The organism is Pantoea sp. S18, assembly GCF_045689705.1.
In the GTDB taxonomy this organism is placed as follows: Bacteria; Pseudomonadota; Gammaproteobacteria; order Enterobacterales; family Enterobacteriaceae; genus Pantoea; species Pantoea symbiotica.
Genome location: NZ_CP142688.1, coordinates 718,743 through 742,128 on the forward strand (window position 1 = coordinate 718,743; position 23,386 = coordinate 742,128).

A 23,386-nucleotide genomic window follows, 5' to 3' on the forward strand; every position below is an offset into this window, starting at 1 on the left:
GCACTCAACTCTCCGGAGTTTCAGCCTGATGCTTGCTCAACCAGTTTGCCAGTTGGCAATATTGCGCCACAGAGACGTTCTCTGCACGCAGCGAGGCATCGATTTCTAATTGATCCAACGCACCAGCCGCAAACATATGAGCCAGGCTGTTGCGCAGCGTTTTACGGCGTTTACCAAAGGCTTCAGTGGTAATGCGGCTCAGCAGACGAATATCGCTGACCGGATACTGCGGCTGCATATACGGCACTAAACGCACCACGGCCGAATCCACTTTCGGTGCTGGCGTGAACGATTCTGGTGGCACTTCGAGCACAGGAATTACCTGGCAATAGTATTGCGCCATCACGCTCAAACGACCGTAAGCTTTGCTGCCCGGACCGGCGACTAAACGATTCACCACTTCTTTCTGCAGCATGAAGTGCATATCTTTAATCGAACCAGTATAGCTGAAAAGGTGGAACATCAGCGGCGTCGAGATGTTGTACGGCAGGTTACCGAACACACGCAGCGGCTGGCCTTTTTCTTGCGCCAGCGCAGAGAAATCAAAGGTCATCGCATCCTGCTGGAAAATGGTCAGCTTAGGACCGAGGAACGGGTGCGTTTGCAGACGCGCGGCAAGGTCGCGGTCCAGCTCGACCACGGTCAGCTCATCCAGACGTTCACCTACCGGCTCGGTTAATGCGCCAAGGCCGGGGCCGATTTCCACGATAGCTTCACCTTTTTGCGGGTGAATGGCGGAGACAATGCTATCGATAATGTACTGATCGTTCAGGAAGTTCTGCCCGAAACGTTTACGGGCGTAATGCCCCTGATGGACGCGATTATTCATTACTGCTCTTGATCATAGTGATGGCGAGATTAAGCGCCGTGATAAAGCTGCCCGGTTCTGCCTGGCCGAGACCGGCTAATTCAAGCGCGGTGCCGTGATCGACAGAAGTCCGGATAAAGGGCAGGCCAAGTGTGATATTCACCGCGCGGCCAAACCCCTGAAATTTTAGCACCGGTAAGCCCTGGTCGTGATACATCGCCAGAACCGCATCGGCATGTTGCAGGTATTTCGGCTGGAACAGCGTATCGGCTGGCAGAGGTCCGGTGAGTTGGATGCCTTGCTGGCGCAGTTCGTTGAGAGCCGGAATGATGGTATCAATCTCTTCGCGGCCCATATGGCCGCTTTCGCCAGCATGCGGATTAAGGCCACAGACGAAGATATGAGGATTCGGTAAACCAAACTTCTGCTGCAGATCACGATGCAAAATGGTGATCACTTCATGCAGCGTGTCGCGGGTAATCGCGGCAGAAACATCTTTCAGCGGCAGATGCGTGGTAGCCAATGCTACGCGCAACTCTTCCGTTGCCAGCATCATCACTACTAAATCGCCACCGGCGCGGTCGGCAAAAAACTCGGTATGACCGGTAAACGGAATGCCGGCATCGTTGATCACGCCTTTATGCACCGGACCGGTAATCAGCGCCGCAAATTCGCCGTTCAGACAGCCGTCACAGGCGCGCGCCAGCGTTTCCAGTACATAGTGGCTGTTCGCAACGTTGAGTTCACCGGCGGTCACCGGCTGAGCGGTATCAACCTGCAGCAGCGTTAGCGTGCCAGCCTGCTGCGGTTGCGCTGCTGCAGGTTGATAATCACGCAGCGTCAGCGGCAAACCCAATAAAGCAGCGCGACGGCGCAAAAGCTCGCCGTCGCCGCAGACCACCAATTCAACTGGCCAGTTTTGCTGCGCCAGTTGAACGGTGAGGTCGGGACCAATCCCGGCGGGTTCGCCGGGCGTGATCACCACTCGATAATTACTGACCATTGTTATCCAGAATCTTCACGTAAGCACTGGCGCGCTGTTCCTGCATCCAGGTTTGCGCTTCTTCCGCGAATTTACGATTGAACAGCATGCGATAGGCGCGCTCTTTCTGCGCGGCATCGGTCTTATCAACCTGACGCGTATCCAGCAGCTGAATCAAGTGCCAGCCAAATGAGGAGTGAACCGGCTGACTGACCTGGCCTTTCTGCAGCTTCAACAATGCATCGCGGAATGCCGGATCGTAAATCTCCGGAGATGCCCAACCGAGATCGCCGCCCTGGTTCGCCGAACCTGGATCGTCTGAGAACTGTTTGGCCGCTGCGGCAAAAGTGGTTTTGCCACTTTTAATGTCGGCTGCGATTTGTTCGATCTTCGCCTGCGCCTGTGCGTCAGTCAGGATCGGTGACGGCTTCAGCAGAATGTGACGCGCATGCACTTCCGTTACAGAGATGCTTTTGCTTTCGCCACGCAGGTCGTTCACCTTCAGGATGTGGAAGCCAACACCCGAACGGATTGGACCAACGATATCGCCTTTCTTCGCGGTGCTCAGCGCCTGCGAGAACAGCGTTGGCAGCTCTTCGATTTTGCCCCAACCCATGTTGCCGCCTTTCAGCGCCTGAGGATCGGCTGAGTAAGTTACTGCCAGCTTGCCGAAATCGGCGCCGCCTTTCAGCTGACCAACCAGTTGGCGAGCCAGCGTTTCCTGGTCGTCAACCTGCTGCTGCGTCGGGTTTTCTGACAGCGGCAGCAGAATCTGGCTGATATTCAGTTCAGTACCTTGCGAGTTCTGCGCGCCGACCTGTGAAGCCAGCGTATCCACTTCCTGCGGCAGGATAGTAACGCGGCGACGTACTTCGTTGTTACGCACCTCGGCAATCGTCATCTCTTTACGGATCTGCGCACGGTAGACGTTGTAGTTCATACCGTCGTAGGCCAAACGGCTACGAAGCTGGTCGAGGCTCATGCGGTTTTGTGCGGCAATGTTCTGAATCGCCTGATCCAGTTGCTGATCGTTAATCTGCACGCCCGCTCTTTCACCCATTTGCAGAATGATGGCATCCATGACCTGGCGCTCAAGGATTTGATGACGCAAGGTTTTGTCATCCGGGAGTTGCTGGTTTGCCTGCTGCGCCTGTGATTTCACGGTGCGCATCATATTATCAACGTCACTTTCCAGTACCACGCCGTTGTTCACGACGGCGGCAACTTTATCAACCACTTGTGGGGCTGCGAACGCAGTGTTAGCGGTAATCGCTACACCAAGAATCAGCATTCTCCAGTTCTTCATACTTTATCCATTGTTGTTTCCGCACTGCGGGAGAGCCTGTCAAACATCACAACATCAGAAAGCGCGCTGGTAAGGAATGATGCCCTGACGCAGCATTTCATTAGTGCCTAAGCCATAGTTGGAACTCAGACCACGCAGCTCAATGTTGAATGAGATTTGGTTGTCATACTTACTGTCGTTGTTTTCCCAACCGTTGATCTTGCGTTCGTAACCCAGACGAATGGCATAGCAGCACGAGCTGTACTGCAGGCCGACCAGCTGTTCAGCCGGACGACTGTTGCGGGTATCGTAGTAATAACCGCCTACCAGTGACCAGGCATCCACAATCGGCCAGCTGGCAGTGGCGCCAACCTGTGAAATCCCGTTTTTGTAGATCGGGTCAGTCACCAGGTTAGAGTTATTCAGCGCCTGCGCCACGTATTCCGGGCTGCTGTAGCGATAGCTCAGCTGCACCATACGATCGGCATCCTGACGATACTCAACCACTGCATTGCCCTGCGCGACGTTGTCGAGGCGGGTGTCATATTGCAGGCCGCCACGCGCGCCCCAACGATCGCTGATTTTCCAGTAAGTGTCGCCGGCCCAAACGAGGCTGCCGGTGTCATCTTCTTTGTTCGTCTGGTTTACGCCGGTACGAGACGGGGTAAACGAGTAGATTTGACCCACAGAAACGTTAAAACGTTCCACCAGATCGTTATCATAAATACGTGAGGTTACGCCGGTCGCCACTTCGTTAGACGAAGCGATGCGATCGAGGCCGCTGTAAGTACGATCGCGGAACAGGCCAGTGTAGTCGGTTTGCAGCAGCGTCGAGTCGTAAGGATAGATATTGCTCTGATTACGATACGGGATGTAAAGGTACTGAACACGCGGTTCCAGCGTTTGCGTATAGCCAGGTTCCCAGTCCATCGCGCGGTCAAACACTAAGCGGCCATCCACTTTGAACTGTGGCAGCGTACGGTTGACGGAATCGTCAAGGCGTCCACTTGCACCACTGACGTTTGGAATCTCGCCATTGTTATAACTATTGATATTCTCTTGCTGGTAATGGGTTGCCAGGAACTTAGCTTCAGTATCAAGGCTTGCCCATCCGTTTGATAGCGGCAGATTTAATGTTGGCTCAATATGCAAACGTGTTGCTTCCGGCATACGGCTATTAACATTAGTGAATTTCACTGCCTGGGCAAAGACGCGACCATCAAACGGCCCCATATCGTTCTGATAGAAGTTCAGATCGAGCTGTGGCATTGCACGATAGACGTTGCTGTTGCTGGTATTGCCAAAGACCTGGAAGTCTTTGGTCGAGAGCGTCGCGTCCCAATTGGTATCAGCGTAACCAAAGCTAAATTTCTGCGTGGCATAGCCGTCGGTAGAGCTGTAGTACTTCGAATCGAGATCGTTGAAGTAGTAAGGATCGCTTACCTTGGTGTAATCGGCGTTGAAGCGCCAGTGCTGATCGTAAACACCTGAATGACGCCAGAAGAATAGCCAGCGATCATCGTTAGTATCATTTTGGACTAAAGGACGAGAGGCTTTATCTTTGTTGTATTGATTGTCCGATTGCAGATAATCCAGTTCCATCAAGCCCGCACCAAACACCGTCAAATAACGGAATTCGTTCTGCAACTGCAGGCCACGTTTTTCCATATAGTGTGGCGTGATAGTGGCATCGGCTTGCGGCGCGATGTTCCAGTAATACGGCAGCATGAATTCAAAGCCGTTATTACTGCCGTATTTCGCATTCGGGATCAGGAAACCGGAGCGGCGACGATCGCCAATCGGTAACTGCAGATAAGGGCTGTAGAATACCGGCACATTGCCGAGCTTAAAGCGGGCGTTCCAGATTTCCGCGACTTCTTCTTCGCGGTCCTGAATCACTTCGGAACCGACCACGCTCCAGCTGTTGGAACCCGGCAAACAGGAGGTAAAGCTGCCGTTTTCCAGAATGGTGTAGCGATTATTACCGCGCAGTTTCATCTGATCGGCATCGCCGCGGCCCTGACGGCCAACCATCTGATAATCACCGTTCCACACGTTAGTGTCTTTGGTGTTCAGATTCGACCAGGCTTTCGGACCTTTGAGGATGACCTGATTGTCGTCATAGTGCACATTACCCAGCGCATCCACGGTACGAACCGGCGTGGTTTGGCCATCTTGCTGACGCTGATGTAACTGCATTTCGTCGGAACGCAGGCGGCTGTTGCCCTGCTGCACGTCGACGTTACCGGTGAACACCGCATCATTCGGATAGTTGCCTTTGGCTGAATCAGAATGGATGGTGACCGGCAGCGAGTTGGTGTCGCCATTGACCAGCGGGCGGTTGTAACTCGGCACGCCCAGCATGCACTGCGACATCAGATCGTCGGCGAGTGATGACTGGCTATAAAGCGCTGCACCAATCATGGTAGCCAGCAAGGTAGGTATACGTTTTTTCATACGCGGTTTCGATAATTCCATGAAAACTGGCATCATGCCGACAATCCGGTCAGAGACTAACTTACTGCCCGGCGTTGCGCCAGTGTTAATCCTTGTCTGTCCGCGTTGCCGTTAGGCGCTGAGATAAATGACAGGTATGATAATGCAATTTTCAGCCGCAAGCATGGCGAATTGAGGAGTTTATGCGCTACTGGGGAAAAGTAATTGGTCTGGCGCTCGGGATATTTTCCGGGGCAGGCTTTTGGGGCATTGTACTGGGTCTGATCATTGGTCACATGTTTGACAAAGTGCGCAGCGTAAAAGGACAGGGCTACTTCGCCAATAATCAGGCGCGCCAAACTCTGTTTTTCAGTACCACCTTCCAGGTGATGGGCCATTTGACCAAGTCAAAAGGGCGCGTCACCGAAGCGGATATCCAGATTGCTTCCTTATTTATGGATCGCATGCAGCTGCATGGCGATGCACGAACTGCCGCGCAGCGTGCGTTCCGTGAAGGCAAGCAGAGCGACTATCCGCTGCGTAGTAAACTGCGCGAACTGCGCAGCGCCTGCTTTGGCCGATTTGATCTGATTCGGATGTTTCTGGAAATCCAAATCCAGGCCGCCTTTGCCGATGGTTCACTGCATCCCAACGAGCGTCAGGTGCTGTATGTAATAGCTGAAGAGCTCGGCATTTCACGCGCGCAGTTCGACCAATTCCTGCGCATGATGGAAGGCGGTCAGCAATTTGGCGGCGGCGGTTCTTCACGTGGCGGCGCGTATCAGCAGGCGCAACGCGGTCCAACGCTTGAAGATGCCTGCAGCGTGTTGGGCGTGAAAAGCAGCGATGATGGCACCACCATTAAGCGCGCCTACCGTAAGCTGATGAGCGAGCATCACCCTGACAAGCTGGTGGCGAAAGGTTTACCGCCGGAGATGATGGAGATGGCGAAGCAGAAAGCGCAGGAGATTCAGGCGGCTTACGATTTGATTCGTAAGGAGAAGGGGTTCAAATAATCGTCTTCCAGGACGATTATTTTGTAGGGTCGTCATTTATGACGACCTTTTTTTTGGCTAAAATTCTGCCGGCTGCCTGAACGTCATGCTATTGCCAAACGCCGGATGCGTGATCGTCAGCGACTCCGCATGCAGCTGTAAACGCGGCGCCATCGCTAGCGCCTCTTCATGCGCATAAAAGCGGTCACCAAGAATCGGATGCCCCAGCGCCAGCAGATGCACGCGCAGTTGGTGTGAACGTCCGGTAATTGGCTTGAGCTTGACGCGCGCACTGTTCGTCGCTTCATACTCCAGCACCTGATACTCGGTTTGCGCCGCTTTGCCGTTCTCGAAACACACCATCTGCTTAGGCCGATTCGGCCAGTCGCAAATCAGCGGCAGATCGATCAAACCCTCTTCTGCCGCCGGATGGCCCCACACGCGCGCCACATAATATTTAGAGGGCTCGCGTTCACGGAACTGGCGCTTGAGCTCACGCTCAGCCGCTTTATTCAGGGCCACGACGATCACGCCGCTGGTGGCCATATCAAGACGATGCACCGATTCCGCCTGTGGGAAATCACGCTGGATACGCGTCATCACGCTATCCTTATGCTCCTCCAGACGGCCCGGCACCGAAAGCAACCCGCTCGGTTTATTCACCACCATAATGTGCTCGTCCTGATACAGAATATGCAGCCAGGGTTCGAGCGGCGGGTTGTAAGCTTCCATCAGCATGATGTCGCGGTCCTGAACATTATTGGTGCGTGACAACGATCAGGCGCAGCGCATCAAGACGCCAGCCTGCATCGCCCAGGCTTTCCAATACCTGCTCGCGATTGCTTTCCAGCGCTTCAACCTCATCATCACGGATGTTGGGGTTAACCGCTCGCAGCGCTTCGAGACGTGACAGCTCAGCACCGAGCTTCTCTTCGGCTTCCACTTTCGCTGCCGCGATAATCGCCTGCGCTTCTGGCACGATCGCTTTCTCCGCCTGAGTCAGAATCTCATGCACATCCTGCTGCACCGCATTTACCAGCTTGCTGCCGGTATGGCGATTTACCGCATTCAGCTGACGGTTAAAGCTTTCGAACTCAACTTTGCCCGCCAGATTGTTGCCAGCACGATCCATCAGCAAACGCACCGGCGTTGGCGGCAAGAAGCGGGTGAGCTGCAGACTTTTTGGCGCTTGCGCTTCAACCACATAGATCATCTCGACCAGCAGCGTACCGACCGGCAGCGCCTTATTCTTCAGCAGCGACAGCGCACAGCTGCCGGTATCGCCCGAAAGAATCAGGTCTAGGCCGTTGAGGATCAGCGGATGTTCCCAGGTAATAAACTGGGTATCTTCGCGCGACAGCGCCTGGTTGCGGTTAAAGGTCACGGTGCAACCCTCTTCCGGCAGGCCAGGGAAATCAGGTACCAGCATGTGATCGGATGGCGTCAGCACAATCAGGCTATCGCTGCGGTCTTCCTGATTGATACCGACGATATCGAACAGGTTCAGCGCAAAGTTAACCAGATCGGTATCGTTGTCCTGCTCGCCGATGGCATTCGCCAGCTCCTGAGCCGCATCTCCGCCGTTGGAGTTCAGTTCCAGCAGGCGATCGCGGCCCTGTTCCAGCTGTGATTTCAACGCATCGTGCTGCTTACGGCTTTCGCTGACGAACTCATTGAGCCCCTGCGGATTTTCCGGCGCGGCAAGATATTCAATCAGCTGATGGTACTCTTTGTCATAAATGGCGCGGCCAGTTGGGCAGGTGTGTTCAAACGCATCCAGCCCTTCATGATACCAACGCAGCAGCACCGCCTGCGCGGTTTTTTCCAGCCACGGCACCAGAATCTGGATGTCATGCATTTGTCCGATACGATCGAGACGGCCAATACGCTGCTCCAGCAGATCCGGATTGAACGGCAGATCGAACATCACCAAACGGCTGGCAAACTGGAAGTTACGGCCTTCAGAACCGATTTCGGAACACAGCAACACCTGCGCGCCATCCTCTTCGGAGGCGAAGAAGGCCGCTGCGCGGTCGCGTTCGATAATCGACAAACCTTCGTGGAACACGGCGGCGCGGATGCCTTCGCGCTCACGTAATACCTGTTCCAGCTGCAGTGCGGTCGCCGCTTTGGCGCAGATCACCAGCACTTTCTCTTTGCGGTTGCTGGTGAGATAACCCATCAGCCACTCAACGCGCGGATCGAAGTTCCACCACGTGCCGCTATCGCCTTCAAATTCCTGATAAATCTGCTCGGGATACAGCATGTCACGCGCGCGCTCTTCTGCGCTTTTGCGTGTGCCCATGATGCCGGAGACTTTAATCGCGGTTTGATACTGCGCGGGCAGCGGCAGACGAATCTGGTGCAGCTCACGTTTCGGGAAGCCTTTCACGCCGTTACGGGTATTACGGAACAGCACGCGGCTGGTGCCGTGGCGATCCATCAGCATTGAGACCAGCTCTTTTCGCGCGTCTTCTTTGCCATCGCGATCGCTGTTCGCCACCTGCAGCAGCGGCTCGATATCCTGTTCACCGATCAGATCGTTAATCAGGTTCATCTCATCTTTGCTGATGGGGTGATCGGCCAGCAGCGAGCTCACCGCATCGGCCACCGGGCGATAATGCTGCTGTTCTTCGACAAACTGGCCGAAATCGTGGAAACGGTTCGGGTCAAGCAGGCGCAGACGCGCAAAGTGGCTCTCTAAGCCCAGTTGTTCTGGCGTTGCAGTCAGCAGCAGTACGCCAGCGGTTTTCTCTGCCAGCTGCTCGATGACCTGATATTCGCGGCTCGGTGCGTCTTCGCTCCATGCCAGATGGTGCGCTTCATCGACCACCAGCAGATCCCACTCGGCATCGGCCAGCAGCTCAAGACGCTGCTTGTTACGGCGCACAAAATCGAGCGAACAGATAATCAGCTGCTCGGTTTCAAAGGCGTTATCGCTGTCGTGCTGCGCTTCGGTGTAGCGGTCGTCATCAAACAGCGCAAAGCGCAGGTTGAAGCGGCGCAGCATTTCCACCAGCCACTGATGTTGCAGCGTTTCCGGCACCACGATCAGCACGCGCTCGGCACGACCCGCCAGCAGCTGTTGCTGGATGATCATCCCGGCTTCAATGGTTTTACCTAAGCCCACTTCATCCGCCAGCAGTACGCGCGGCGCGTGACGACGGCCGACATCGTGGGCGATGTGCAGCTGATGCGGAATCAGGTTGGTACGCATACCGCGCAGGCCGCTGATCGGCAGGCGGTATTGCTCGCTGTGATATTTGCGCGCGCGGAAACGCAGCGCAAAGCGGTCCATGCGGTCGAGCTGGCCGGCGAACAGGCGATCCTGCGGCTTGCTGAACACCAGTTTGCTGTCCAGCATCACTTCGCGCATGACGACGCCGGTTTCTTCGGTGTCGAGACGCGTGCCGATGTAAGTCATTAAATCGTTTTCGTTGCGGACTTCATCGACGCACATCTGCCAGCCTTCGTAGCTGGTGATGGTGTCACCCGGATTGAAAATCACACGAGTAACCGGAGAATCATTTCGGGCATACAGGCGGTTTTCGCCGGTTGCCGGAAAAAGCATGGTGATCATGCGCGTATCGATCGCGACTACCGTGCCCAATCCCAGTTCACTTTCCGTATCACTAATCCAGCGTTGACCCAGTGTAAAAACCATATATTTTTTGCTCGACTCTCTGACATGCCATAAAGAAGTTCACCTGTACTCAGGCAATACCCAACCGCCAAACGGGTGTTTGGTCAGATTGTGTGTGCGGTGAGAATCAGGAAGGGCGCTATGGTACTGGATGGCAAGGCATTCGTCACCTGTCAAAAAAGCCCCAGCTGCCCAGTTATGAGTGTAGCAAAGTCATCACCGACGAACGGTAAAATGCCGTCAGCCACCGGTTGCAGCTGTTTAGTGACGTAATGATCGTAGTCGAGCGGCGTATTCCGCGCCTCAAGCGGTTCCGGGCCGGCTGTTGCCATCACATAGCGAATTGAGCCGCCATTTTGATACTGCAACGGGCGCTGCAGCTTGCGGTTGTGCTCATCGGCGAGGCGCGCAGCGCGCACGTGCGGCGGCACATTACGCTCATAATCTTTCAGCGCGCGACGCAGGCGTTTTTTATACACCAGGTGATCGTCGAGTTCACCGGCCAGCAGCTGCGCGACCGTTTCGCGAATATAATCCTGCCACGGCTCGCCACGGAAAATGCGGCCATAGAGATTTTGCTGGAACTGCTGCGCCAGCGGCGTCCAGTCGGTGCGCACCGATTCGAGGCCTTTAAACACCAGCCGCTCACCGCCATCGCTGCGAATCATGCCGGCATAACGCTTTTTGCTGCCCTGTTCAGCGCCGCGAATGGTCGGCATCAGAAAACGGCTGAAGTGGGTTTCATACTCCAGCTCCAGCGCGCTCTCCAGCCCATAAGTCGATTGCAGATGCTGCTGCCACCAGCCATTAACCTGTTCAGCAAGGTGACGGCCAATCGCAGCCGCCTCCGCTTCACTGCGCGCGCCTTTCAGCCAGACGAAGGTGGAATCGGTATCGCCGTAAATCACATCAAAGCCTTCCGCTTCAATCAGCTCGCGCGTTTGCTGCATGATGGCGTGGCCGCGCAGGGTAATGGATGAGGCGAGGCGCGGATCGAAGAAGCGGCAAGCGCTGGTGCCGAGCACGCCATAAAAAGCATTCATGATAATCTTCAGTGCCTGCGACAGCGGCTTGTTGTTGTCGCGCTTGGCGGCTTCACGGCCTTGCCAAATCTGCTCGACAATCGCCGGTAAGCAGTGCGTTTCGCGTGAGAAGCGCGCGTTGCGAAAACCTGGCACCGAATCGGCGTCATCCGGATGCGCAAGGCCCTCCACCAGTCCAACGGGATCGATGAGGAAGGTGCGAATAATTGAGGGATAGAGGCTTTTGTAATCCAGCACCAGCACCGAATCGTACAGGCCGGGGCGTGAATCCATCACGTAGCCGCCGGGGCTGGCTTCCGGCGCAACTTCACCGAGATTCGGCGCCACGAAACCGGCGCGGTGCATGCGCGGAATATAGAGATGACCAAAGGCCGCCACCGAACCGCCGTGACGATCCACCGCTAAACCGTTCACCGTGGCGCGTTCCAGCAGGAACGGCATGATGGCGGTATGCTGGAAGATGCGCGTCACCAGTTCGCAATCTTTGAGGTTATATTTCGCCAGCGCCGGTTTATCGTTGGCAAAGCGCCAGTTGATCTCCTCCATGCGATCCCACGGATTGTCGATGGCTTTACCTTCGCCCAGCAGCTGGCGCGACACCGCTTCCAGGCTGAAAGAGGGGAAATCCCAGAAGGCGGATTTGAGCGCGTCGATACCATCAATTATCAAGCGGCCCGTTGCCTGTGCGAAGAACACGCCGGGCTTGAAGCCGTGCTCGCGCCACTCCAGCGCCTGCTTCTGACGCCCTAAACGCAGCGGAATGCCGTAGCGATCGGCGTGTTTCTGCAATACGCGCAAATCGAACTGCACCACGTTCCAGCCGATAATCACATCTGGTTCATGCCGTTCAAACCATGCGTTGAGCTGCTCAAGCAGTTGCGGGCGGCTATCAACATAGATCAGATCAAAATCGAGCGTGCTGGCATCGCCGTTGGGCGGACCAAGCATGTAAACCTGGCGCTGACCGCAGCCTTCCAGCCCGATGCAATAGAGTTCGCCATGCTGCGTGGTTTCGATATCCAGCGATACCCATTTCAGCTGCGGACGGTAATCAGGATGCGGCTTCAGGCGCGCGTTGACCACGCTGTCGCCGCGCGTCTCACCGCTAAACCACACCGGCGCGGTGATAAAGCGCTCCATCAAATAGCGTTCGGGTGGGCGAATATCCGCTTCATAGACCGGAATGCCGTTTTCACGCAGGCGCTTTTCCAGGTTTTGCAGCTGGCGATTGCTGCGGCAATAGAGGCCAAACACCGGGCGGCGGCGGAAATCCTTCAGCTCCAGCGTTTGCAGGCGTGTGTGCCGCTCGTCGCGGATCAGCGCTTCGGTTTGCGTGCGAAACTCCTCGGGAACAAACGCCACGGATTCCTGGGCAGGCAGCACCAGCCGCTGCGGGCCGCTGTCGGTTGCCAGCCACAGCACCACTTCGCTGCCGGTCGGCGTATCTCGCCAATGTCGGGTAAGCAGAAAACCTGCGCGCGGATCGGTCACGTTAACTCCAGAGAATGAATTGCATGAAGTATAACATGGATGTTTATACAGTGTATTTGGTTCCCTTTTCCAACATCATTCGAATTGCAGGAAGGCGGCAAGTGCGTAAGTCCCCGGGAGCTTACATGAGTAAGTGACCGGGGCGAGCGCACGCAGCCAACGCACCTGCAATTTGAAGGATGACGGAAAAGCCTACAATTCTTGCCTTGACGCTGGCTCCCGTGCTCTGGACAATCCAGCCTCTATATTCCGCAGAGGATATTTATGGAAGCCTGGATTCAACACCTGTTTTCGCAATCGCTGGAGTACGCGCTGATCGCCGTTGCGCTGGTGACTTTCCTTGAGTCGCTGGCATTCGTGGGATTGCTGTTGCCGGGCACGGTATTAATGGCCAGCCTTGGGGCGCTGGTTGGAAGTGGACAAATTGGTCTTTACCCGGCGTGGGCGGCAGGTTTTGCTGGCTGCCTCATCGGGGATTGGGTTTCGTATGGCATCGGCTGGAAATTTCAGGGGCCGCTGCATCGTTGGAAATACATACAAAAATACAAGGGCTTGCTGGATAAAACCGAACATGCATTGCACCAGCACAGCATGCTCACCATTTTGGTAGGGCGTTTTGTGGGGCCGACGCGTCCGCTGATTCCGCTGGCGGCCGGCATGCTGGAGTTGCCGGTGCGCAAGTTCCTGCCGCCTAACCTGATTGGCTGTATTCTCTGGCCTCCCGCTTATTTGATGCCGGGCATTCTGGCGGGCGTGGCGATTGACGTGCCGCAGGCCGCACAGGGCGGCAGCTTTAAGTGGTTGCTGTTGCTGGTGGCGCTGCTGCTGTGGATCGGTGGCTGGCTGCTGTGGCGCTGGTGGCGCAGCGGGAAAACCGTCGATTGGGCAACGAAATATCTGCCGACTGCGCGACTGCGCTGGCTGGCTCCGCTAATGGCGGCAATTGGCCTGGGCACGTTTATTGCGATCCAGTTCCATCCAATGATGCCGATCTTCCGCCATCTGCTATGGAAAGTCTTCTTCGCTTAACGCGATGTCACGCCAAGGATGGCGGCCGCCTCACTTTCACCACGCACCAAACTCTCAGTACTGCCATCCCAATAGATGCGCCCATCGACGATCACCAAACTGCGCGGCGCAATCTGCTGAGCATCTTCCAGACTGTGCGACACCATCAACAAGGTGATGTTACGGCTTTCGCATACCGAACGAACCAGCTGCAGCATCTCGTTGCGCAGCGCCGGATCCAGCGCTGAGAAAGGCTCATCCAGCAGCAAAATTGGCTGATTGCGCAGCAGGCAACGCGCCAGTGCCACGCGCTGACGCTGGCCGCCGGAAAGCTCGCCAGGCAAACGCATGAGCATTGCCTGCAGGCCAGTTTGCTCGGCGATATCCAAGACTTGCTGCTGCTGTTGGCGCGTCAGTTTCAGGCCCGGATGTAACCCCAACGCCATGTTCTGCTGCACCGTCAGATGCGGAAAAAGGTTGTTCTCCTGGAACAGCATGGAAACTGGCCGCGCCGACGGCACGCTGTGGGCATGATCGACGCCGTTCATCACCAGCGCGCCTTGATTGATTGGCAAAAAGCCGCCAATCAGACTCAGCAAGGTACTTTTCCCCGCGCCGCTCGGACCGAGGATCGCCAGACGTTCACCGGCCTGCGCCGCAAAACTGAAGCGCATCGGCAGATGCTGATAAAGGTAAGTGAGGTTATTCAGTGTCAGCATGGCGACCCGGTAATTTTTCCATCAGAGTAAAGAGTAGCAAGCAGAGCAGCAGCAGCAGTAGCGCAGTGACGGCGCCGTCCGCACCGCGATAGGCGCCAATCTGCTGGAACAGATAGAAGGGCAGCGTGCGGAAATCGGCGCTGCCAAACAGCGCGACCACGCCGAAATCACCAATCGACAGCACGCAGGCAAACGCCAGCGCCTGAGCAATTGGACGTTTCAGCGCGCGCAGCTCAATCAGCCGCAAACGGTTGAAGCCGGATATGCCGAGTGAAGCGCAGAGCTGGCTGTAACGGGCGCTGATATCGCGCATCGGATTCTCCAGCACTTTCATGGCGTAAGGGATGGCGATCAGGGCATTAGTAAAGATCACCAAACCATCGGCGCGCTGCGGCAGACCTACGGTGGCGTTGAACAGCAGGAAGAAACCGCTCGCCAGCACAATGCCCGGCATCGCCAGAATCAGCATGCCGCTCATCTCCATCGCCTGCGCGGCGATTACTTTTTGGCGCTGACGCAGCTCGCGGCTGCTCCACAACAGCATCATGGTCAGCACCACGCAGAGCACGCCGGCTCCCACGGCGATGCGTAGCGAGGTAAAGGTGGCTTGCCACAGCGCCGCTTGTTGCAGTGCACCGGCGACGCCGCCGCGCAAACCATCGACGATTACCGCCGCCAGAGGCGGTAACAGCAGCAGCAGCGCCAGACTAATCAACAACGTATCGCTGATGCGCGCCTGCCATGAATCCTGCGGATCGCGCCAGCCGCGAATGCTCTGGCTGCCGGTGGGAATGGCTTTGCTAAAGCGCTGGCTCAGCAATACCAGCAGCAAACAGCAACCGAGCTGTAACAGCGCCAGCAGCGCCGCGCGGCCCGGATCGTAGTCGAAATTCAGCGCCTGATAGATCGCCAGTTCCAGCGTGGTGGCCTGCGGTCCGCCGCCCAGCGCCAGCACCGTGGCGAAGCTGGCGAAACAGAGCATAAAGATCAGCGCCGCCGTCGGCAGAATCTGACGGCGCAGCCATGGCCATTCCAGCCAGCGAAACAGATTCCAGCCGCGCAGGCCTAGCTGGGCGGCGACTTGCCGCTGCTCGCCGGGAATGCTCTCCAGCGCCTGTAACAGCAGGCGCGTCGCCAGCGGCAGGTTAAAAAAGACGTGCGCCAGCAGAATGCCCTGCAGGCCATACGGTGAAAAGTGGTAGTCAAAGCCAATGGCCGCGCACAGTTGTGCCAGCCAGCCGCTGCGACCATACACGCTGAGCAAGCCAAACACCGCCACCAGCACCGGCAGCACCAGCGTCATGGCGCACAGGCGCAGCAACAGGTTGCGACCGGGAAAACGGCGGCGATAGAGCGCGCGGGCCAGCAAGATTGCGGGCAGCACCGAGAGCAACGCCGACAGCAGCGCCTGCTCAAACGAGAACAGCAGCACATGATGCAGATAACTGTCGTTGAGCAGCGCACGCCAGTCGGTGGCCGGCGCAACCATCACCAATGCGCCAAACGCCAGCAGCGCCACCGCGCACAGCAACAGCGCGATGGCGCTACCGGGAATTAACCAGCCGGGCATTAACGGCTAACGGCGCTTTGCCATGCGCTGATCCACGCGGCGCGATGGTCGGCCACTTCGGCTGGCGTGTATTGCAACGCCTTGGCGGGTACCTGCAGCGTTTGATAACCGGCTGGTAGATCGCTTTTGATCACCGGATACATCCAGTTGCCGGTGGGAATGGTCTGCTGGAAAGCCGGAGAAACCATAAACTGCATGAACTGCTGCGCCAGCTTGGGCTGTTTGCTGCTGGCGAGCTGCGCGGCAACTTCCACCTGCAAATAGTGGCCTTCGCTAAATTCGGCAGCGGCGTAGTTCTCTTTCTTCTCTTCGATAATGTGATAAGCCGGAGAAGTGGTGTAGCTCAACACCAGATCGCCTTCGCCCTTCAGGAACAGGCCGTAAGCTTCGCTCCAGCCTTTGGTGACGGTAACGGTTTTTTGTGCCAGCTTCTGCCACGCCTCAGGCGCGTTATCGCCATAGACTTTCTGCATCCACAGCAGCAGGCCAAGGCCCGGCGTGCTGGTGCGCGGATCTTCATAAATCACGCGCCATTTTTCCGGGCTTTCGACCAGTTCTTTCAGGCTTTTCGGCGGATTCTTCAGTTTGTTTTTATCGTAGACGAAGGCGAAGTAGCCATAATCGAACGGGATGAAGGTGTCGTTGTGCCAGCCATCTGGCAACGATAATGCTTTGGTATCAACGCTACTTTTGGCAAACAGCCCGGTTTTCTCCGCCGCCTGCACCAGATTGTTATCCAGCCCCAGCACCACATCAGCTTTGCTGTTTTTGCCTTCCATGCGCACACGATTGAGCAGCGATACGCCATCTTCCAGCGCTACGTACTTCAGTTCGCAGCCGCACTGCGCTTCAAAGGCTTTTTTTACCGCTGGACCGGGGCCCCAATCGGCAGAGAACGAATCGTAGGTGTAAACGGTGAGAACCGGTTTGGCAGCGAAAGCCGGTGCAGCAACCAGCAGCAACACAGGCAGAACTTTGTTTAACACTTTGCGCTCCTTGAGGAGAAGATAAGTTGAGTCGCAAAGGATCTGAGGAGTGAGGCATCTCAAATCCCTACGCCGGTATTAGCCGGATCAGGTTCGACGGGTTTCTCTCAGCCCTGATTTCAAGGCACCCCGTTGAGAACGGCTCATTCTAGACATTTATATGACAGCGCGAAAGGATCACAGCTCCGGCGGCGCAAACCAGGCTGATTTGAAGTCAAACCAGCCGAGCGTATTGAGGCGCACGCCGCGCATACTGCGCTGTCCTTCCAGCAGCAGCCAGTGATGGAACAGCGGATGCAGATAATCGCTGTCGATCAGCTGTTTGCTCCATTCCGCCAACGGTAAATCCTTCTGCCGCCAGAGTGCGGCATCGGCTTGCCAGTCAATGGGGATGCAGTGATGCATCAACGGCAGCTCAAACAGTTGGGCGAACAGCGCGTACTCGAGCGGCAAGGTAAAGTTGACGCTGCCGAGCCAGATGTCACTTTCACCTTCGCCCTCGAACCACTCTTCGTAGCTCACAACGCGGGTGATCAGCTCAACACCTTGCTGCGCCAGCAGCGGTCGCAGCGCGTTGGCGATACCTTCATGCTCAACGTGATGGCTGTACCAGCTCAGCGTCAGTTGGGTTAAACCTGCTGGCTTGTCGGCGGGCGTGAGATCGCGGCGATGGTGCCAGCGTGGCAGCAAGCCATAAGCGGGGAACCAGTAACGCTGATAGCCGACGCCAGCATGATTCAATAAGGCGATCGGATTAAACAGATAACTCACCCAACGGCGGAAATGCGCATCGCGGCCCAATGCGGAGCGCTGATCGTAAAGCAAGAAGTAGCAGCCTTCTTCCAGACGGCTCTCTTCCGATTTTTCATCGGCGGTTTCGCCTTGCAGTTTGACTCCGGCGTACACCAGTTCATCGCTGATCTCCGGCAGCACCCAAATTGACACATCGTCAATCAGCGCGCGATAGCCAAAGTAATCATCGAAAGCGGCGATCTTCAGCTGCGTTTGCTGATTGCGCACCACGCTGTACGGGCCGGTGCCAATCGGCTGGCGGGCAAACTGACGCAGCGTTGGCCATTCGCGCGGCAGAATCATCGCGCTGACGCTGGCCAGCAGCCACGGCAACCAATCATCCGGCTGGCTCAGATGGATATCCAGCGTCCAGGGCGCGGGCGAATCCAGTTTACTGATGTGAGAAAACAGCGGCTGGCTGCGCACGCGTTCCAGCGAAGCAATCACATCCTCCATTTCCAGTTCACGACCATGATGAAAACGGATCGCCGGGCGCAGGAAGAAGCGCCACTGCAGCGGCGAGGTTTGCTGCCAGTGATGGGCGATATCGGGTTCGATTTCCCCCTTTTCCTCATTTATGCGCATCAGGCCGTTGAAAATTTGTCGCGCCAGATGGGTTTCTGAGCGGCGCAGCGGCGAACCTGGCAGCAGATTGGGCAGCGGACGGTAATAGAGCACGCGCAGAATGTGTTTACCCTGACGGAAGCTGCGGCCTAAATGTGCCGCGATCATCTGGCGCACCTGATTTTTATCGCCAACCAGTTGCACTAACTGTTCGATGCGATCCTGCTCAAGTAGATCCTCAGCACGCTGCTGCTGAAGCGCCAGGCCGGTATAGCAGAAACTCAGCATCGAGCGCTTGCCGCGCCCCGCTTCCGCCTGCCAAATCAGCCAGCCTTCACTCTGCATGGCGTTAAGCAGGTTACGCATATGCCGGCGCGAGCAGTGCAGCAGATCGGCCAGCTCGTTGAGCGTGGTTTCCTGATCCTGCCCCTGACAGCTTTGCCATAAGCGGATGAATTGCTGCTGCAAACGTGATGAGGACATAAAAGGGGAACTCCTTGTCAGAATCGCTCAGTTTTTCCTGCCTCATATTAGAGGCATACTGCCCGGCAATGGAAGAGCGGGAGGCATTCAGCAATGAATGGCGCTCTGCCAGCGGTTCCGCCGACGTGGAACCTCTTTCTGAGTAGGGTGCATTTTCACCGCCAGCAGCGCTTTATCTGCTGGCTTTTTTCGTTTTGCTGTAGAATCTTCTACCCTCATTTCTCTACCTTTTTTATTCGCAAAGGGATTTCTGCATGAAATCGCTGTTAACGCGTCAACGTCGCATCAATCCGGTCTATCTCTCATTTATGGCAGTGTCGTTTATGACCGGCGTGGCTGGTGCGCTGCAGGCGCCGACGCTGAGCCTGTTTCTGACGCGTGAAGTGCAGGTAAGTCCGTTCTGGGTCGGCTTGTTCTTTACCATCAATGCGATCGCCGGGATTGTGATTAGCCTGCTGATGGCGAAACGCTCCGATAACCAGGGCGATCGCCGCAACCTGATTCTGTTTTGCTGCCTGATGGCGACGCTGAATGCGCTGCTGTTTGCCTTTAATCGCCACTATTTAACGCTGGTGACGCTGGGCGTGTTTTTGTCGGCGCTGGCCAGCGTGTCGATTCCGCAGGTGTTTGCGCTCGCGCGCGAATATGCCGATCAGTCGGCGCGTGAAGTGGTGATGTTCAGCTCGGTGATGCGTGCGCAGCTGTCGCTGGCGTGGGTGATTGGGCCGCCGCTGTCGTTTGCGCTGGCGCTCAACTACGGCTTTGTGACGCTGTTTTGCGTGGCGGCGGGGATTTTCCTGCTGAGCATGCTGCTGATCTGGCGTACCTTGCCGTCGGTGCCGCGCGTGGTGGCATCGCCTGAAGAGGTGCTGACGCAGCTGAGCCCGTGGAAAGACAGCCAGGTGCGGTTGCTGTTTATCGCCTCCGTCACCATGTGGGCGTGCAACACCATGTATATCATTGATATGCCGCTGTATATCAGCTCTACGCTTGGCCTACCGGAGAAGCTGGCGGGATTGCTGATGGGCACTGCCGCCGGGCTAGAGATTCCAATCATGCTGCTGGCCGGGCATTACGCGCGGCGCACCGGCAAACGCAAACTGATGCTGCTGGCGCTGGTGGCGGCGATTGTGTTTTATCTCGGATTGGTGATGTTCCAGTCGCGTACTGCATTGATGGTACTGCAACTATTCAACGCTGCCTTTATCGGCATCATCGCAGGGATTGGCATGTTGTGGTTCCAGGATTTAATGCCGGGCCGCGCGGGTGCGGCGACGACATTGTTCACCACCTCGATTTCCACCGGCATGATTATCGCCGGCATCATTCAGGGCACCATGAGCGAGCGCTTTGGTCATGAGTCGGTTTACTGGCTGGCGTTGGGGCTGGCGGTGCTGGCGTTGGGATTGGCGTCGCGCGTGCGGGATGTATAAAGGAGAAGGGCGACATCACGTCGCCCTTTGTTGCCTTAGCGTAAGAACGCGGGCTGATTGGTTTCGTAGCTGGAGATTGACGCTTCGTGTTGCAGCGTCAGGCCAATGCTGTCGAGACCGTTGATCATGCAGTGAAGGCGGAAGCTGTCGATTTCAAAGCTATACGTTTTATCGCCTGCAGTGACAGTTTGCGCTTCCAGATCCACGGTGAAAGAGACGCCCGGCTGCGCGGCAACCAGTTTGAACATCTCATCCACTTCTGCATCGCTCAACTTCACCGGCAGCAGCTGGTTGTTGAAGCTGTTGCCATAGAAGATGTCGGCGAAGCTTGGCGCGATCACCACATGGAAACCGAAATCGGTCAGCGCCCACGGCGCGTGCTCACGCGATGAGCCGCAGCCAAAGTTCTCACGCGCCAGCAAAATGCTGGTGCCTTTGAATTCGGGTTTGTTCAGCACGAAGCTGGCAGTTGGCACTGTGCCCGCATCATCTTCAAAACGCCAGTCGTGGAACAGGTGCGCGCCAAAACCGGTGCGCGTCACTTTCTGCAGGAACTGCTTTGGAATGATGGCATCAGTATCGACGTTGGCCGCATCTAATGGCGCCACAATTCCGCTGTGTTGAGTAAATTTGTTCGCCATGGTTTAGGCTCCCTGAGTCAATTCACGAATGTCGGCAAAACGACCGGTTACGGCAGCCGCAGCGGCCATCGCCGGGCTCACCAGGTGCGTGCGTCCACCGCGGCCCTGACGGCCTTCAAAGTTACGGTTGCTGGTTGATGCGCAACGTTCGCCTGGATTCAGGCGGTCATTGTTCATTGCCAGACACATTGAGCAACCCGGTAAACGCCATTCAAAACCGGCTTCGAGGAAGATTTTGTCCAGACCTTCGGCTTCGGCTTGTGCTTTCACCGGACCGGAACCTGGTACCACCATCGCTACTACGCCCGGCGCTACTTTGCGACCTTTGGCAATTGCGGCAGCGGCACGCAGATCTTCAATACGTGAGTTGGTGCAGGAACCGATAAACACTTTATCGATCGCTACGTCAGTCAGTTTGATGCCTGGCTGCAGATCCATGTACGCCAGCGCTTTCTCTGCAGAAGCGCGCTCAACCGGATCGGCAAAGGATTGTGGATTCGGGATCGCTTGATCGACCGCCATCACCTGGCCTGGATTGGTGCCCCAGGTCACTTGCGGAGCGATATCTTCTGCGTGCAGCGTGACGATGCTGTCGAATTTGGCATCGCTGTCGGACTTCAGTGTGCGCCAGTAAGCGACCGCTTGTTCCCACTGCTCGCCCTTCGGCGCAAACTGCTTGTCTTTGAGGTAAGCGAAAGTGGTGTCATCCGGCGCAACCAAGCCCGCTTTGGCACCCATTTCAATCGCCATGTTACACAGCGTCATGCGGCCTTCCATGCTCAGCGCTTCGATCGCTGGGCCACAGAATTCGACAACGTGACCAGTACCGCCAGCGCTGCCGGTTTTACCGATGATCGCCAATACGATGTCTTTGGCGGTAATGCCCGGCGCAGCTTCGCCCAGCACTTCAATCTTCATGGTTTTCGCGCGGCCCTGCTTCAGGGTTTGCGTGGCAAACACATGCTCAACTTCGGAAGTACCGATACCGAATGCCAGTGAACCGAACGCGCCGTGGGTGGCGGTGTGGGAATCGCCGCACACAATGGTCATGCCCGGCAACGTCATGCCTTGCTCTGGCCCAATCACGTGTACGATGCCCTGGAATGGGTGATTCAGGTCATACAGCTGAATGCCGAACTCAGCACAGTTCTTGATCAGCTCTTGCATCTGAATACGCGCCATCTCGCCAGACGCGTTGATATCTTTGGTCTGCGTCGAAACGTTGTGATCCATGGTGGCGAAGGTTTTCGACGGCTGGCGCACTTTGCGGCCGTGCGCGCGCAGGCCATCAAAGGCCTGCGGTGACGTCACTTCATGGATCAGATGGCGATCGATATAGAGTAACGGGGTTTCGTTAGGCGTTTCGTGGACGACATGTGCATCAAATAACTTCTGGTATAAGCTTTTCATTTTATTATTTTTCCTCGGCGATGAAACCGGCAATGATGCTGCCCATCTCATCTGTGCTCACGGCTTTGCCGTCACCGGCCAAATCACGGGTACGATAACCCGCTTCCAACGCGCGGCTGACAGCGCGTTCAATGCTTGCGGCTGCTTCATCCGCATTCAGGCTGTAACGCAGCAGCAATGACAGCGACAGAATCTGCGCAATCGGGTTGGCAATGTTCTGACCGGCGATATCCGGTGCGGAACCGCCCGCTGGCTCAAACAGGCCAAAACCTTCTTCGTTCAGGCTGGCAGAAGGCAGCAAGCCCATCGAACCGGTAATCATCGCGCATTCGTCTGACAGGATGTCGCCAAACAGGTTAGAACACAGCAGCACGTCAAACTGTGATGGATCTTTAATCAGCTGCATGGTGGCGTTATCGATGTACATGTGGCTCAACTGCACATCCGGATAATCTTTTGCCACTTCGTTGACAATCTCGCGCCACATCACGGAAGTCTGCAACACGTTGGCTTTATCGATTGAGGTAACGATGTTGCGGCGCTTACGCGCTGATTCAAACGCGATACGCGCGATGCGCTCGATTTCGAAACGGTGATAAACCTCAGTATCGAAAGCGCGCTCATGTGGGCCGCTGCCTTCACGGCCTTTCGGCTGACCGAAGTAGATGCCGCCGGTCAATTCGCGCACGCACAGGATGTCAAAACCGCGCTCGGCGATATCGCTGCGCAGCGGGCAGAACGCTTCCAGACCTTTATACAGCGCGGCAGGGCGCAAGTTGCTGAACAGCTTGAAGTGCTTACGCAGCGGCAGCAGCGCGCCGCGCTCAGGTTGCTGTGCAGGCGGCAGATGTTCCCACTTCGGGCCACCTACCGAGCCAAACAGAATCGCATCCGCTTGCTCTGCGCCGGCAACGGTAGCCGGTGGCAGCGGTTCACCATGACGATCGATGGCGATACCGCCAACATCATATTCGCTGGTGGTGATACGCATGTCGAAACGCGTACGAATTGCATCGAGAACTTTCATGGCCTGCGCCATCACTTCCGGACCAATTCCGTCGCCTGGCAATACCGCGATATGAGAAGACTTAGACATA

Annotated in this window: 17 protein-coding genes and 1 riboswitch; of the genes, 3 read left to right on the forward strand and 14 right to left on the reverse strand. The window is 56.3% G+C overall.

The features are described 5' to 3' along the window. Nucleotides 1–4 precede the first annotated feature (4 nt). Genes rsmA through lptD form a run of 4 tightly spaced genes read right to left on the reverse strand, consistent with a single transcriptional unit; the run spans nucleotide 5 to nucleotide 5,532 of the window. Nucleotides 5–829, reverse strand: coding sequence for a 16S rRNA (adenine(1518)-N(6)/adenine(1519)-N(6))-dimethyltransferase RsmA (rsmA, locus tag VIJ98_RS03240; protein ID WP_154193013.1), 825 nt, complete (start codon nucleotides 827–829; stop codon nucleotides 5–7). Beyond that, nucleotides 822–1,811, reverse strand: coding sequence for a 4-hydroxythreonine-4-phosphate dehydrogenase PdxA (pdxA, locus tag VIJ98_RS03245; RefSeq protein ID WP_008108646.1), 990 nt, complete (start codon nucleotides 1,809–1,811; stop codon nucleotides 822–824). Before pdxA ends, rsmA begins: the two co-directional genes overlap by 8 nt. Beyond that, nucleotides 1,801–3,096: a peptidylprolyl isomerase SurA gene (gene surA / locus VIJ98_RS03250; protein ID WP_008108645.1), complete on the reverse strand. Its 1,296-nt coding sequence runs from the start codon at nucleotides 3,094–3,096 to the stop codon at nucleotides 1,801–1,803. The genes pdxA and surA overlap by 11 nt, the downstream gene beginning before the upstream one ends. 54 nt (nucleotides 3,097–3,150) lie before the next feature. Further along, entirely contained in the window at nucleotides 3,151–5,532 is a 2,382-nt protein-coding gene (gene lptD / locus VIJ98_RS03255; protein WP_323272257.1) for an LPS assembly protein LptD, read from the reverse strand. Nucleotides 5,533–5,714: 182 nt separating this feature from the next. Here lptD and djlA point away from each other — a divergent pair, with 182 nt between their 5' ends. Then, complete coding sequence (gene djlA, locus VIJ98_RS03260) at nucleotides 5,715–6,527, forward strand: co-chaperone DjlA (RefSeq protein ID WP_061718138.1); 813 nt, start codon at nucleotides 5,715–5,717, stop codon at nucleotides 6,525–6,527. A 57-nt stretch (nucleotides 6,528–6,584) separates the two neighbouring features. On the opposite strand, the gene rluA is transcribed toward djlA, so the two are convergent. From rluA to polB, 3 genes are all read right to left on the reverse strand, one after another. After that, nucleotides 6,585–7,244 carry a bifunctional tRNA pseudouridine(32) synthase/23S rRNA pseudouridine(746) synthase RluA gene (gene rluA, locus VIJ98_RS03265; RefSeq protein WP_154154246.1) on the reverse strand — a complete coding sequence of 220 codons (660 nt, stop codon included), beginning with the start codon at nucleotides 7,242–7,244 and terminating at the stop codon, nucleotides 6,585–6,587. 19 nt (nucleotides 7,245–7,263) lie between these two features. Beyond that, complete coding sequence (gene rapA, locus VIJ98_RS03270; RefSeq protein WP_323272259.1) at nucleotides 7,264–10,170, reverse strand: RNA polymerase-associated protein RapA; 2,907 nt, start codon at nucleotides 10,168–10,170, stop codon at nucleotides 7,264–7,266. A 152-nt stretch (nucleotides 10,171–10,322) separates the two neighbouring features. Further along, nucleotides 10,323–12,683 carry a DNA polymerase II gene (gene polB, locus VIJ98_RS03275; RefSeq protein WP_323272260.1) on the reverse strand — a complete coding sequence of 787 codons (2,361 nt, stop codon included), beginning with the start codon at nucleotides 12,681–12,683 and terminating at the stop codon, nucleotides 10,323–10,325. Nucleotides 12,684–12,947: 264 nt separating this feature from the next. Here polB and VIJ98_RS03280 point away from each other — a divergent pair, with 264 nt between their 5' ends. Continuing rightward, nucleotides 12,948–13,712, forward strand: a complete 765-nt coding sequence (locus VIJ98_RS03280) for a DedA family protein (RefSeq protein ID WP_323272262.1) — start codon at nucleotides 12,948–12,950, stop codon at nucleotides 13,710–13,712. Here the strand turns inward: VIJ98_RS03280 and thiQ are convergent. The 4 genes from thiQ to sgrR all read right to left on the reverse strand — a co-directional run bounded on the left by thiQ (nucleotide 13,709) and on the right by sgrR (nucleotide 18,805). Then, nucleotides 13,709–14,410 (reverse strand): thiamine ABC transporter ATP-binding protein ThiQ, encoded by a 702-nt coding sequence (thiQ, locus tag VIJ98_RS03285; RefSeq protein WP_323272263.1) that lies wholly within the window; start codon nucleotides 14,408–14,410, stop codon nucleotides 13,709–13,711. The two genes, VIJ98_RS03280 and thiQ, sit on opposite strands and share 4 nt — an antisense overlap. Further along, nucleotides 14,394–15,980 carry a thiamine/thiamine pyrophosphate ABC transporter permease ThiP gene (thiP, locus tag VIJ98_RS03290; RefSeq protein ID WP_258144587.1) on the reverse strand — a complete coding sequence of 529 codons (1,587 nt, stop codon included), beginning with the start codon at nucleotides 15,978–15,980 and terminating at the stop codon, nucleotides 14,394–14,396. Before thiP ends, thiQ begins: the two co-directional genes overlap by 17 nt. Next, nucleotides 15,980–16,966, reverse strand: coding sequence for a thiamine ABC transporter substrate binding subunit (gene thiB, locus VIJ98_RS03295; RefSeq protein ID WP_258144588.1), 987 nt, complete (start codon nucleotides 16,964–16,966; stop codon nucleotides 15,980–15,982). The genes thiP and thiB overlap by 1 nt, the downstream gene beginning before the upstream one ends. A gap of 46 nt (nucleotides 16,967–17,012) precedes the next feature. Continuing rightward, nucleotides 17,013–17,108, reverse strand: a riboswitch (TPP riboswitch). 35 nt (nucleotides 17,109–17,143) lie between these two features. Then, nucleotides 17,144–18,805: an HTH-type transcriptional regulator SgrR gene (gene sgrR / locus VIJ98_RS03300; protein WP_323272267.1), complete on the reverse strand. Its 1,662-nt coding sequence runs from the start codon at nucleotides 18,803–18,805 to the stop codon at nucleotides 17,144–17,146. A gap of 254 nt (nucleotides 18,806–19,059) precedes the next feature. Here sgrR and VIJ98_RS03305 point away from each other — a divergent pair, with 254 nt between their 5' ends. Next, a complete protein-coding gene (locus VIJ98_RS03305; protein WP_036649573.1) occupies nucleotides 19,060–20,238 on the forward strand; it encodes an MFS transporter in 1,179 nt (392 codons plus the stop codon). A gap of 35 nt (nucleotides 20,239–20,273) precedes the next feature. On the opposite strand, the gene leuD is transcribed toward VIJ98_RS03305, so the two are convergent. From leuD to leuB, 3 genes are read right to left on the reverse strand one after another with little or no spacing between them, the layout of a single operon-like run. Further along, complete coding sequence (leuD, locus tag VIJ98_RS03310) at nucleotides 20,274–20,879, reverse strand: 3-isopropylmalate dehydratase small subunit (RefSeq protein WP_323272270.1); 606 nt, start codon at nucleotides 20,877–20,879, stop codon at nucleotides 20,274–20,276. Between the two features lie 3 nt (nucleotides 20,880–20,882). After that, nucleotides 20,883–22,289 carry a 3-isopropylmalate dehydratase large subunit gene (leuC, locus tag VIJ98_RS03315; protein WP_008108626.1) on the reverse strand — a complete coding sequence of 469 codons (1,407 nt, stop codon included), beginning with the start codon at nucleotides 22,287–22,289 and terminating at the stop codon, nucleotides 20,883–20,885. 4 nt (nucleotides 22,290–22,293) lie between these two features. Next, nucleotides 22,294–23,385 (reverse strand): 3-isopropylmalate dehydrogenase, encoded by a 1,092-nt coding sequence (gene leuB / locus VIJ98_RS03320; RefSeq protein ID WP_008108624.1) that lies wholly within the window; start codon nucleotides 23,383–23,385, stop codon nucleotides 22,294–22,296. Nucleotide 23,386: the final 1 nt, after the last annotated feature.